14 protein-coding genes are annotated in these 12,179 nt (G+C 73.0%); 8 read left to right on the forward strand and 6 right to left on the reverse strand.

Annotated elements, in window-relative coordinates:
* Positions 1-140 precede the first annotated feature (140 nt).
* The 4 genes from leuS to NHG27_RS07250 form a co-directional block, all read right to left on the reverse strand.
* On the reverse strand, positions 141-2,723 hold the full coding sequence (gene leuS, locus NHG27_RS07235; RefSeq protein ID WP_497015475.1) for a leucine--tRNA ligase: 2,583 nt from the start codon (positions 2,721-2,723) through the stop codon (positions 141-143).
* A 145-nt stretch (positions 2,724-2,868) separates the two neighbouring features.
* Positions 2,869-3,285: a DUF6841 family protein gene (locus NHG27_RS07240; RefSeq protein ID WP_193721009.1), complete on the reverse strand. Its 417-nt coding sequence runs from the start codon at positions 3,283-3,285 to the stop codon at positions 2,869-2,871.
* 96 nt (positions 3,286-3,381) lie between these two features.
* On the reverse strand, positions 3,382-4,293 hold the full coding sequence (locus NHG27_RS07245; protein WP_497015477.1) for a serine protein kinase RIO: 912 nt from the start codon (positions 4,291-4,293) through the stop codon (positions 3,382-3,384).
* A gap of 205 nt (positions 4,294-4,498) precedes the next feature.
* Entirely contained in the window at positions 4,499-5,308 is an 810-nt protein-coding gene (locus tag NHG27_RS07250; RefSeq protein ID WP_193721010.1) for a metal-dependent hydrolase, read from the reverse strand.
* 133 nt (positions 5,309-5,441) lie between these two features.
* Here NHG27_RS07250 and NHG27_RS07255 point away from each other — a divergent pair, with 133 nt between their 5' ends.
* The 8 genes from NHG27_RS07255 (at position 5,442) to NHG27_RS07290 (ending at position 11,039) form a co-directional block, all read left to right on the forward strand.
* The gene (locus NHG27_RS07255; RefSeq protein ID WP_193721011.1) at positions 5,442-6,041 is read left to right on the forward strand and encodes a methylated-DNA--[protein]-cysteine S-methyltransferase; all 600 of its coding nucleotides are present in this window, start codon (positions 5,442-5,444) and stop codon (positions 6,039-6,041) included.
* 67 nt (positions 6,042-6,108) lie between these two features.
* A complete protein-coding gene (locus NHG27_RS07260; RefSeq protein ID WP_193721012.1) occupies positions 6,109-6,642 on the forward strand; it encodes an RNA polymerase sigma factor in 534 nt (177 codons plus the stop codon).
* Positions 6,639-7,283: a methylated-DNA--[protein]-cysteine S-methyltransferase gene (locus tag NHG27_RS07265; RefSeq protein WP_497015480.1), complete on the forward strand. Its 645-nt coding sequence runs from the start codon at positions 6,639-6,641 to the stop codon at positions 7,281-7,283. Before NHG27_RS07260 ends, NHG27_RS07265 begins: the two co-directional genes overlap by 4 nt.
* Positions 7,280-8,215, forward strand: coding sequence for a DNA-3-methyladenine glycosylase family protein (locus NHG27_RS07270; protein WP_497015481.1), 936 nt, complete (start codon positions 7,280-7,282; stop codon positions 8,213-8,215). The genes NHG27_RS07265 and NHG27_RS07270 overlap by 4 nt, the downstream gene beginning before the upstream one ends.
* A gap of 56 nt (positions 8,216-8,271) precedes the next feature.
* A complete protein-coding gene (locus NHG27_RS07275) occupies positions 8,272-8,493 on the forward strand; it encodes a YciI family protein (protein WP_193721015.1) in 222 nt (73 codons plus the stop codon).
* 62 nt (positions 8,494-8,555) lie between these two features.
* Entirely contained in the window at positions 8,556-10,010 is a 1,455-nt protein-coding gene (locus NHG27_RS07280) for an LssY C-terminal domain-containing protein (RefSeq protein ID WP_321575488.1), read from the forward strand.
* Positions 10,011-10,079: 69 nt separating this feature from the next.
* Positions 10,080-10,514 carry a VOC family protein gene (locus NHG27_RS07285; protein WP_497015483.1) on the forward strand — a complete coding sequence of 145 codons (435 nt, stop codon included), beginning with the start codon at positions 10,080-10,082 and terminating at the stop codon, positions 10,512-10,514.
* A 180-nt stretch (positions 10,515-10,694) separates the two neighbouring features.
* The gene (locus NHG27_RS07290; protein WP_193721017.1) at positions 10,695-11,039 is read left to right on the forward strand and encodes a hypothetical protein; all 345 of its coding nucleotides are present in this window, start codon (positions 10,695-10,697) and stop codon (positions 11,037-11,039) included.
* A gap of 60 nt (positions 11,040-11,099) precedes the next feature.
* On the opposite strand, the gene NHG27_RS07295 is transcribed toward NHG27_RS07290, so the two are convergent.
* On the reverse strand, positions 11,100-11,258 hold the full coding sequence (locus NHG27_RS07295; RefSeq protein ID WP_193721018.1) for a hypothetical protein: 159 nt from the start codon (positions 11,256-11,258) through the stop codon (positions 11,100-11,102).
* On the reverse strand, positions 11,258-12,019 hold the full coding sequence (locus NHG27_RS07300; RefSeq protein WP_497015485.1) for a class E sortase: 762 nt from the start codon (positions 12,017-12,019) through the stop codon (positions 11,258-11,260). The genes NHG27_RS07295 and NHG27_RS07300 overlap by 1 nt, the downstream gene beginning before the upstream one ends.
* Positions 12,020-12,179 lie beyond the last annotated feature (160 nt).

A 12,179-nucleotide genomic window follows, 5' to 3' on the forward strand; every position in this document is an offset into this window, starting at 1 on the left:
TGTCGCATCCTTTGTCGTCAAATGTCGACAACGAAGGTGGCACACCCGTGCATGTTCCAAAGAACCAGGAGCGGGTGAATTCACCCGGTCGTGGCCAAGGTCACGAGCTGGTCGTCGGCGGAGGTGACCGGGCTCACCTGTCATGCCTGGACGGTCACGACGTTGACCACCCGCGGGGCGCGCACGACGACCTGCGTCACGGACCGGTCGCCCACGGCGCGACGAACGGCATCACGCCCCAGAGCAGCAGCGCGCAAGGCGTCCTCCTCGATCGTCGCGGGGACGGCCAGCCGGTCTCGCACCCGGCCGTCGACCTGCACCACGGCGACCACGGTCGGCTCGGACAGCAGAGCGGGATCGACGACGGGCCATCCGGCCACCGCGACCGACGGTGCGTGCCCCAGCGCGGCCCACATCTCCTCGGCCGTGTACGGAGCGAACAGGCTCAGCATGATCGCGAGGGTCTCCGCGGCCTCGCGCACGGCCGGATCGCTCGGACCGGGCCCGGCGTCGATAGCCCTGCGTGCCGCGCGGGTGAGCTCCATGACGCGCGCGACCGCCACGTTGAACCGGGAGGCCTCCAGCAGCGTCGAGACGTCCTGGACGGCCCGGTGTGTCGTCCGCCGCAGCCCCTCGTCGCCGCCCGACGCCGCCGGGCAGGACGTCGACCACGTGTCGGCCACGGCAGGGCTCGTCACGTCCTGGGCGACGCGCAACGCCCTCCCCACGAAGCGCCGCATGCTCTGCGGAGACAGGTCGGCCCAGTCGACGTCGTCCTCCGGCGGCCCGGCGAAGACCATGGTCAGCCTCACCGCGTCGACGCCGTGCTCGTCGAGCTGGGCGCTCAGGTCCACCCCGTTGCCCAGCGACTTGCTCATGGCCTTTCCCTGGTTGATCACCTGCCCCTGATTGAGCAGGGTGGTGAAGGGCTCGATGACGTCGACCAGTCCCATGTCGTGCAGCACCTTCGTCACGAAGCGGCTGTAGAGCAGGTGCAGGATCGCGTGCTCGACACCGCCGACATACTGGGCGACGGGCATCCAGCGCCGCACGGCCTCGGGGTCGAAGGGCCCGGCGGTGTGCCCGGGGGAGCAGTACCGCAGGAAGTACCACGACGAGTCGACGAACGTGTCGAGCGTGTCGGTGTCCCGTCGCGCCTCGTCGCCGCACCGTGGGCAGGGAGTGCGCGCCCACGACTCGGCGCCGGCCAGCGGCGAGACCCCTGGGGGCGCGAGGTCCTTGCCGCGCAGATCCGGCAGGCGCACGGGCAGCTCGTCGTCGGGTACGGGGACCTCACCGCACACGGCGCAGTGGACGATCGGGATGGGGGCGCCCCAGTAGCGCTGACGCGAGACCAGCCAGTCCCGCAGCCGGAAGACGACCTGCGGCCCACCTCGGTCGTGCGCGGACAGCCAGGTCACGACGCGCTCGGCGGCCTCTGCTGCGCTCAGCCCGTCGAGCGTCAGCCCGCCCCCGCTCGAGCGCACGACGACGTCGTGCACGACCGCGTCCCCCTCGCCCCCGGAGCGCAGGACCCGGCGCACTGGCAGACCGTGGCGTTCGGCGAACGCCCGGTCGTGCTCGTCGTGCGCCGGGACCCCCGCCACGACCCCCGACGCGTACCCGGGCAGGACGTAGTCGGCCGCCCACACGGGCAGCCGCTCGCCCGTCACCGGGTGCGCGACATGAGTCCCCAGGAAGACGCCGGTCTTGTCCCGGGAGGTGGACCGGCGGTCGATGTCGCTCAGGTCCCGGCTCGCCGCGCGGTACGCGTCGAGCGTCTGCGCGCGGTCCGGCGCGCACAGCTCGCGCGCGACGTCGGCGTCGGGCGCCACGGCCAGGAACGTCACGCCGAAAAGCGTCTCGGGTCGGCTCGTGAAGGCCGACACGCTCTGGCGGCCGCCCGGTCGTGGCCTCCCGTCCGCGACCTCGAACTCGACCCGCGCCCCGCGGCTGCGCCCGATCCAGTTCCGCTGCATCGTCAGGACCTTCTCGGGCCACTGTCCGACGAGATCGTCCATGTCGTCGACCAACCGGTCGGCGTAGTCCGTGATACGCACGAACCACTGCGTCAGGTCACGCCGCACGACGGGCTCCCCGCACCGTTCGCACGATCCGCCCACGACCTGTTCGTTGGCCAGGACGGTCGCGTCCTGCGGACACCAGTTGACCGAGGCCGTCGCGCGGTACGCGAGCCCCCTCTCGACCAGGCGCACGAAGAGCCACTGTGTCCAGCGCATGAACTCGGGGTCCGACGTCCGCAGGCGCCGCGACCAGTCGAACGACACCCCGTAGCGTCGGATCGAGCGGGCCTGGGTCGCGATGTTGGCCTCGGTGAACACCGCAGGGTTCTCGTCCCGCCGGATCGCAGCGTTCTCGGCCGGCAGGCCGAACGAGTCCCACCCGATGGGGTTGAGCACGTCGTGCCCGAGCAGGCGCCAGTACCGCGCGACGACGTCCTCGAGGGCGAAGACCTCGGCGTGCCCCATGTGCAGGTCGCCCGACGGGTACGGAAACATCGTCAGCAGGTACCGGCGCTCGGCCGATCCGTCGTCGCGGGCCCGGAACACCCCGAGCCGCTCCCAGACCTCCTGCCAGCGGGCCTCGATCCGAGCCTGCCCCGCCGGGCCGGTGTGCTCGGCGGGCGAGGTCTCGGGTGCCTTCACGGTCGCGACGGTCGGCGTGGCCAGCGCGGTCTGGTCCTGGTCCTGGTCCTGGGGCATGGTGTCTCCTCGGTGCTGCTCCGTCCTGGGTGCGGGCACAAAAAAGCCCCTCGAGGGTACGAGGGGCTGCCGCGCTGGTCGTGCCTGGTCAGCGCGGCTGCATAAGGAGGAGCGAGGAACGCATGGCGGGGAGCCTAGCAGGACGTCACGCCAACGGGTCCACCGGGACGACGACGCAGATCAGGAACGTGTCCCGCCCCCGCCGCAGCAGGTAGCGGAAGCTCTCGGTGTCGGCCTCGCCCGCGTACTCGTCCCGGTAGCTCCAGCGCACGTCGGCCCACACCAGCCCCGCGCTCGTGGTGCCCAGCGACCGGATCTGCGCGACCGCACCGACGAGCCCCCGGTCGCGGTAGCTCTCGGCCGCACCACGGAAGGACTCGCGCACCGTGTCGGGGTCGCTGATGAGCACCGACACCTCGTCGGTCACGACCAGCGCGGGGAACGCGTAGGCCTCGGCGAGCGCGTCGAGGTCGCCGGCGGCGAGCGCCACGCCGTAGGAGTTGAGGAAGGTCTGGACGTCGTCGTGGTCGTAGGGCGTCGCGTCGGTCGTGGGTGAGGTCATCCCCTCACGGTAGGTCGGGTGCGCCGACCCGGCACGAGATGCGTACCGGGTCGGCGACCGTGCCCCGAGGTCAGCGCCCTGCGGCGGTCGCCCGGGTCACCAGGCCCGTGCGATGAGGTCGGCGAACAGCTCGCCCTCGTCGACGTCGAGCCCCCGCGAGCGGAACCACGCGCACATGGTGCGGCAGTCGCGCAGGAGGAGCTCGGTGCCGTGCGGGTTGGCGACGAGGTCGAGGACCTGCGGGAGGTCGATGATCACGATGCGCCCGCCCTGGGCCAGGACGTTGTACGGCGACAGGTCGCCGTGCGCGTAGCCGTGCGAGGCGAGGATCCCCATCGCGTGCCGGAGCTGGTCCCAGTACGACTCGACCGTGGCGACGTCGGGTCGTACGCGGGCCAGGCGCGGGGCCGCGACGCGGCTCGCCGCGGACCCGTCGCTCTCGCCGCTGCTCGCGTGCTCGCCCACGAACTCCATGAGGATCTCGGTCCCGTCGATCTGGACCGGGTAGGGGACGGGCGCCCCGGCCGACCAGAGCAGGCACAGCGCTGCGAACTCTGCGTTCGCCCACTGCGCGGCCGCTGCCTCGCGGCCGTAGGAGGACTTGCGCTCGATCGCGCGCCGGTCTCGCGACCGCCGCACCTGTCGCCCTTCGACGTACGCGGAGTCGCGGTGGAACGCGCGGTGCTCGGACGAGCGGTACCGCTTGGCGGCGAGGAGCGAGAACTGGTCGGGGTCGTCGGGCACGGCGCGCTCCAGGAGGAAGACGTCGGCCTCCTTGCCGGACTTGAGGACGCCGAGCTCGGTGTCGAGCGCGGCGTCGGCCGTCACGACCCAGCCCGGCCGGGGCTCGGGGCCGCGCATGCCCTTCTCGACGCCGGACCAGGTGGACCAGCGCTGGTCGGGGCCGAGGCCGGGGTCCGGGTCGCCGCCGTCGGCCTCGGCGTAGAGGGCGTCGTCGGGCGTGCCGGTGAAGCGGGGGAGTGCGGGGAAATCGGTGTGCTCGTGCACGGGTGGGGCTCCTCGGACGAGGGAGGAGCCGGGCGCGTCAGCGGACGAGGCTCCTCGGGAAGGGGAGGGTGTGGAGTACGACGACGACGGTCATCACTCACCTCCTGCTTCTCGCGGCTCGCAGCCGCGCCTCGTGGCCGGGCCATCTCCGGCGGACGTCCCAACTGTCGCGCACGGCGTCGAGCGGGCGCAACGGTTTTTCCGGTCAGCCTCCGAGGGACTGCACGATCAGCGTGTACGTCCCGCCCGTGTCGAAGCCCATCTGGGTCAGCAGGGACCACCCGACCCCGACGACCGCGTACGCGGTGACGGGGATGAGGAAGAGCCACTCGCGCACCGACCCGGCGTTGCCCAGGACGGGCAGCGCGAAGTTGCCGCCGGGGCGCCAGATGTCGTTGAGCACGTTGGTCCTGCGCACCCAGCGCGGCGCCTTGAACGTGAGGGGCCACAGCAGGGGGCAGCCGCCCGTGGTCATGACGTCGCCGACGATGTGGACGGCGACGCCGAGGCCCACCGCGACGGGGAGCCAGTTCCACTCCTCGGGGGCCAGGAGCGCGACGAGGACCGCGATCGTGATCGACCCGATCCAGGGTCCGAGCTTGCCGCCGCGCGTGAGCTTGAGGGCCTTGAGCGCGAACGCGACGAGCAGGATCGCGACGACGCCCGCCCCGACCGCGACGGTGCCGAACGTGTCCGACTCGTACGTCACGAGGCCTGCGAGCCACGCGAGCGCCGTGAAGACGACGATCCCCAGGATCGAGTGCGTGCCGCGCCGGTGCCCTCCGGAGATGGTCTCGACGAGGTTCGCGACGCCCTCGGAGACGGGCGGCAGCGAGTGTGCGATCGTGCCGGAGTGGTGGTCGGCGTCGGGCAGCAGGGCCGCGCCGGCGCACACGATCGCGCCCGTGATGACGCCCACGTCGGAGACGGGGTAGATGCCGAGCGTGTACGGGGCGGTCGAGGTGACCGCCACCCATGCGGCCGCGCCGCAGGCGGCGTGGTGACCACCCATCATGATGAGTTCGTCCCGTCGGTCGATTCGTCCAGCAAGCGTGGTTCGCGCGGTCTGTCCGGCGCGACAGCACACCCTACCTGCCAGGGGCCGACGCCGGATCTCACGTCTTGTCGGACCCCTGCGTCTACAGTGCATGAGACACAGCACGCAGGTCACGACCAGGACGGGAGACGCCACGGTGAGGGAGCACCCCGAGCACCTGCTGCCCCCCGAGCCCCCGCTGGAGCAGGACAGGGCCGTGCGCCACGCGGTCTTCGGCTCGCCCGTGGGCGACCTCACCGCGGTCGGCACGGACGAGGGGCTGCGCGCCCTGTACTTCGACGCCCACAAGCGCCGCCCGACGGGCGAGACCTTCGGCGAGCGCGACGACGACGCGTTCGAGGAGGTCAGGGTCCAGGTCGGGGAGTACTTCGCGGGGTCGCGGCGCGAGTTCGACCTCGCGCTCGCCCCGGTCGGCGACGGGTTCCAGCAGAAGGTCTGGGCGCTGCTCGCCCAGATCCCCTACGGCGAGACGCGCTCCTACGGGGACCTCGCGCTCGCGCTCGGCGACAAGAACCTTGCCCGTGCGGTCGGCGCGGCCAACGGCCAGAACCCGCTGAGCATCGTCGTGCCCTGCCACCGCGTCGTCGGTGCCGACGGACGCCTGACCGGGTACGCGGGCGGGCTCGAGCGCAAGCAGTTCCTCCTCGCGCTCGAGGAGTCCGACGAGACGCGCGCGAGCAGGCTGTTCTGATGCCCGCCCCGGCGCTGCGTCCCCCGCGAGCACCGCACGTCCCGCGCGCCCGGGCCGTCCACCCGACGTGAAGCCCTTCGAGCGCGTCGTCGCCGAGCACGGTGCCACGGTCCTGCGGGTGTGCCGCGCGGTCCTCGGGCCCGTGGACGCCGAGGACGCGTGGTCCGAGACCTTCCTGTCGGCGCTCGCGGCCTACCCGCGCCTCGACGAGGGGGCCAACGTCGAGGCCTGGCTCGTGACGATCGCGCACCGCAAGGCGATCGACGTCACCCGGCGCCGCGCCCGCGCGCCGATCGCCGTGCCCGACGTCGCCGAGCTCACCCACGAGCCCAGCCGCGACGGGCTGCCCGAGCGCGACGTCGAGCAGCGGGACCCCGACCTGTGGCGCGCGCTCGCCGCCCTGCCGCCCAAGCAGCGCCAGGCCGTGGCGTACCACCACGTGGCAGGCCTCGCCTACCGCGAGGTCGCCGCGATCCTGGGCGGCAGCACCGAGGCCGCGCGCCGAGCGGCCGCCGACGGCATGGCGACGTTGCGCCGCACGTACGTCCCGGCCGCGCCTCACCCGTCCTCCGCTCGTGCCTCGAAAGGAAGTGCCTCATGAGCGACACCTCGTTCGACGACGCCACCTTGCTCGGGCCCCTGGCGCGGGTCCTCGACCAGGGCCGCGGCGACGACTCCCGGGCCGCGCTCTCGCGGCTGCACGACCGCCTCGCGGCCGACGCCGCGTCGTCGGGCCTGCTCGACGTCGCCTACCGCACGCTCGACACGCCCGTGGGCACGCTGCTGCTCGCCGCGACCGACCAGGGCGTCGTGCGCATCGCGTTCGACGTCGAGGGGCACGACGCCGTCCTCGAGCGCATCGCCCGCACCGTGAGCCCGCGCGTCCTGCGGTCCCCGGCGCGCCTGGACCGGCTCGCGACCGAGATCGACGAGTACTTCGCGGGCGAGCGCCGCACGTTCGACCTGCCGCTCGACCTGACCATGGCCACGGGACCCTTCCGGCGTGAGGTGCTGAGCCACCTGCGCGACATCGGCTACGGGCGCACCGCGTCCTACGCCCAGGTCGCGCTGGCCGCGGGCAGCCCGCGCGCCGTGCGGGCCGTGGGGACCGCGTGCGCCAGGAACCCGCTGCCGCTCGTGGTGCCGTGCCACCGGGTCGTGCGCTCGGACGGTTCGAGCGGCAGCTACGCGGGCGGCCCGGAGGCCAAGCGCCTGCTGCTCGCGCTGGAGCACGCGGCATGAGCCTGCCCGACGGCGCCACGACCGTCCCGCAGGTCGGCGCCCCCGGGGAGGGGGCCTGGGCGCGGCACCTGCCCGTGGCCCAGCCGTTCGACGCGGCCTCGGCGCTCGCGACGCTCGTCGCGCACGCCGTGCCGGGCGTCGACCGCGTCGACCGCGCTGACGCCGCGCGGGGGGAGGTCACGCGGCTCGTCGAGACGCGCTCGGGCACGGCGGCCGTGACCGTGCGGCTGGCGCCCGAGGGCATCGAGGTGCGCGGGGACGGCGGGGACCCGGACGCGGTCAGCGCCCTGGTCTCCCGGTGGTTCGACACGGACGCCGACCTCGCGACCGTGCACGCCGTGCTCGGCGCCGACCCCGTGCTCGCGCCCCTGCTCGCCGCGCGGCCGGGGCTGCGCGTCGTGGGGCACCCCTCCGGGTTCGAGGCCGCCGTCACGACCGTCCTGGGCCAGCAGGTCTCCCTCGCGGCGTGCCGGACCTTCGCGGGGCGGCTCGCGGCCGCCCACGGACGCCCGGGACCCCCCGCCGGGCCGCACGACCTGCGCCTGTTCCCCGACGCGGAGACCCTCGCCGGGGCGCAGGCCGCGGAGCTGCGGTCCGCCGTCGGGATCACGGGCGCCCGCACCCGCACGCTGCTCGCGCTCGCCCAGGCCTGCGCCGACGGGCTGGTGCTCGCCCCGGACACCGCGCAGGACCCGGCGGCGCTCGCGGACACCCGCGCGCGGCTGCTCGCCCTGCCCGGGATCGGGCCGTGGACCGTCGACTACCTGTCGGTCAAGGTGCTCGGGGACCGTGACGGGTTCGTGCCGGGCGACCTGGTGCTCCGCAAGGCCCTCGGCGGGATCGACGCGCTTGCGGCCGCTCGGGTGGCCGAGGCCTGGGCGCCCGTCCGGGCCTACGCCCTGTTCCACCTCTGGACGCACACCGCCTACTGACGGACCCGCGGCGCCGAGCCATACTGGGAGGGAGCCACCGAGCGCAGGAGGACGTCATGACCAGCGTGAGCACCCGGACCGACGCGGCCCCCCGGACCGCGGCGCCCCCCGCCGAGCCGGACGACGTCCGCGACCAGATCGAGGCCGGCGTCCTGTTCGCCAACGGCCGCCTCGCCGGGCGCAGGTTCGCCTCGCTCGCCGAGGCCCAGGCGTGGGCGCACCCCGAGCTCGGCGACCAGGTCGTCGAGTTCAACCCCGTCTGCGACTGCTCGGTCTGAGCCCGGTCCCACCCCTGCGCCCTCACCCGGCCCGGCTGCGCCACGCGCCATAGATTGGGGGCGTGACCCGCGAGAGCGCGCACGACCCCACCCGAACCGTCGCGGTGCCCGCCGACGGACCTGGCGAGGTGCCCCCCCACCCGCCCGCCGGAGACCACGGCGCGGCGGACGACGGGGCGAGGGGTCCCCGCGGCGCGCGCGACCGGCTCGTCGCGCTCGGCGACGGGTTCTTCTTCGTCTTCGCGGGGCTCGCGGCCGTGTGGCTCGCGTGGCTCGTGCTGAGCGAGTCGATCCACCTCGGCTGGTTCGCGATCCTCTACGTCGTCGCGGTCTGGCTCGTCATCGCGTACCTCGCCCTGCCGCGCCTGCACCGCATTCTCACGGCGCTCTACGTGCCGGAGTACTTCATCGGGCGCACGCGCACCGCGAACGGGCTGCTGGGAGACCCGGTCAACCTCGCGCTGCTGGGCGAGGAGGCGCAGGTGCGCGCGGCGATGGAGGCCGCGGGCTGGACCCTCGCCGACGACGTCACGCTCGCCTCGAGCGGACGCATCGTCGCGGCGACGCTCAGCCGCCGCAGCTACGACCAGGCTCCCGTGAGCCCGCTGTTCCTGTTCGGGCGCCAGCAGGACTTCGCGTACCAGCAGGAGGTCGAGGGCAACCCGTCGCGCCGCCACCACATCCGGTTCTGGCGCTGCCCGCCGGCCTGGCCGCTGCCGGGAGGTCGGCGCGTCGACTGGCTCGCGGCCGGGACGTACGACCGGGCCGTGGGGTTCTCGCTCTTCACGCTCCAGGTCACGCACAAGATCGAGGCGGACACCGACCGGGAGCGCGACCACGTCGTGGGCACGCTCCTCGCGGCCGACGTGGGCGTCGACGTCGAGGTCATCGAGGACTTCTCGACCGGCTACCACGCACGCAACGGCGGCGGCGACGCGATCAGGACCGACGGCGCCCTCCCCGTCGTCGACGTCCGCGCCGTGGCTGCCCCGGCAGAGCCGGTCGTGGACGCCGCTGCGCAGAAGCCTGGCCGCCCGGCCGCGACGACCGCCGGCGCGCTGCTGGTCGTGCTGGGTGTCGTCGCGGACCTGATCTGGCTCGCGAACCTCGCTCTGCACTGGGACCAGACGCTGAGGTCGCTGTTCCTGGGCGGCGACGTGACCCAGCACGACATCGACGAGGCGTCGGGCCCGCTGCTGGTCGTGGTCGTGGTGCTGCTCTCGCTCGTGGCCCTGTTCCAGCTCTTCCTGGCCTGGCGGGTCTTCAAGGGCCGGACGTGGGCGCGGGCCCTGGTCATGGTGCTGGCGGCGATCAGCACCACGTCCTCGTTCGTGGGGTGGGCCGTGTCCGGCGACCAGATCACGTTCCGCACGACCCTGCTGACCGTGGCGCTCGACATCCTGGTGCTGCTCACGCTCTCGAGCAGGGACGTGGCGGCCTACACGCGCGACGAACGGACGCAGCGTCGTCTCCGGCGGGAGCGACGGCGCACCCCCGAGGTGCCCGCCGCCGGGTGACGAGCGGGTCCGGCGTGTCGCGAAGGGACCGGTCGTCCTCGACGGAGGGCCCGTGGATATCGTGGCCGGATGCCGTCGGTCAAGCAGCTCCAGGTCACCGTCGACTGCGCGGACCCCGAGCGCGTCGCTCTCTTCTGGTGCGAGGTGCTGGGGTACGTCGTCCCGCCGCCGCCCGAGGGGTTCGCCACGTGGGAGGACTTCGCCGACACCCTGCCGCCTGCGGACCGAGGGGCCGCGTTCGTCTGCCAGGACCCCACGGGCGTCGGTCCTCGCCTGTACTTCCAGCGCGTCCCGGAGAGCAAGGTCGTCAAGAACCGCGTGCACCTCGACGTGCGGGTCGGCACCGGCCTCGTGGGCGACGAGCGCCTCGCCACGCTCGAGGCCGAGTGCGCGCGGCTGGTCGCGCTGGGCGCGACCCGGGTGCGCCTCCTCCCGGCCGACGACGACGAGGAGTCCTGCATCGTGATGCAGGACGTCGAGGGCAACGAGTTCTGCCTCGACTGAGCAGCGGCCCGGGGATCGACCACCAGCCCCTGCCGTCGCGGTCGGCCGTCGTCGCGGTAGGGTGCTGAACCGCGAGGCACGACGGCCCTGACCTCCAGCGGCCGCACCGTCGTCGGAGAGCGAGGCGAGCAGGTGTCGAAGGGCACGTCCGCAGGATCTCGGACGACGCGCCGACTTGGTGTGATCGCGCTCTTGTCGGCGTCGGGACTGGGGGTCCTCCTGCTCGCCCCCGTGGTCGCGGTCGAGGTCGACGACATGCTGATGCCGACCGTCGACCAGGCGCACCTGCCTTCCGGGGTAGCGGGGGCAGACCACAGCGTCGAGTGCGCCTCGGGTGGTTGCTGGCTGCGTCTGAGCTTCGCGAGCGACGACCTGTCGACCGGGATCCAGCGGGACCTGCTCGAGATGGACGGACGATGCCGGGCGATCTCGGTCCTGGACCGGCGGAAGGTCTGCGTGTCGGCCGGACGAGACGCGTCGACGCTGGTCGTCGACCTGTCCTTCAAGCGCTCGCTCGGCCTGTAGGCCTCTGCGTCGGGCACGTCGTCGCCGCGGTCACCTGGACCTGGGTCCACCGGAGAACCTTCAGTCGAAGTTGGGGTCGCCGTTGACGTTGAACGTCTCCGCGACCCACGGGAACACCCAGGTGAACAGGACGGCCACGACGGCCGCCACCAGGACGAGCGACTGCACGACCTGCCAGAAGCGGTTGCCCGGCAGGTGCCGGAAGATCCACCCGTACATCACTGCACCCCCGGGTCGTCGAGAACTTGCTCGGGCATCCCGTCGGCCCGGTCCATCCACCCGACGAACTTCGCGTAGGTGATCCACCGGTGGGAGTTGCCGAACTCCCCGAGCGTGGGGGAGTGGCACGTGGTCAGGGTCAGGAGCCGTTCGGTGGGCTCGACCCCGGGCTCGTTGGGGACGGGGGCGATGACGTCGACCTGGCTCGGGAGGACGACCTCGTGGCCCGTGACCTCGTACACGTACCAGGTGCTCGCGGTCTCGACGATGACCTGGTCACCCGGCACGAGCTCGTTGACGAACCGGAACGAGTTGCCGTAGGTGCGCCGGTGCCCGGCGAGCGCGAAGTTGCCGACCTCGCCGACCTGCTGCGTCTGGGTGTAGTGCCCCGCGACGGCCTTGTTGAGGAGCTCGGTCGAGGTGCCCTGGACGATCGGCATGGTGTTGTCCGTCTTGCCGTACCAGGCGGGGACGATCAGTGCGCCGATGGTCTCGCCCTCGGCGACGGCCTCCGGGACGGGCGGCGCGTCGGTGCGCAGCTCGGCGGCGACCTGCGGCGCCTCGGGGAGGGACTCCTGGAACTCCGTCATGATCGTCGTCGCGGCCTGGTTCGACTGGACCGTGGTCCACCACAGCTGCCACACGACGAACAGACCGAAGACCACGCCCAGGGTGATGAGCAGCTCGCCCAGCACGCCGAACGCCGTCGAGACCACGCCGCCGCCCGAGCGGCTGCGCGTCCGGCTGCTGGTGTGCCTCACGAACCCTCTTCTCCCGTTGAAGACCCTTTGCGAAGCCCCTGGTCGGACCGACTCCACAGCCTAGTTGTACCCGGCCAGGAGGTTGGTGTCAGTTCCGGTTGTTGAAGGGAGGACCTCCGGGCTTAGTGGAGATGTCGAAGTCTTCACAACCCGGAGGTCC

It is taken from the genome of Oerskovia sp. 140933, assembly GCF_059651515.1.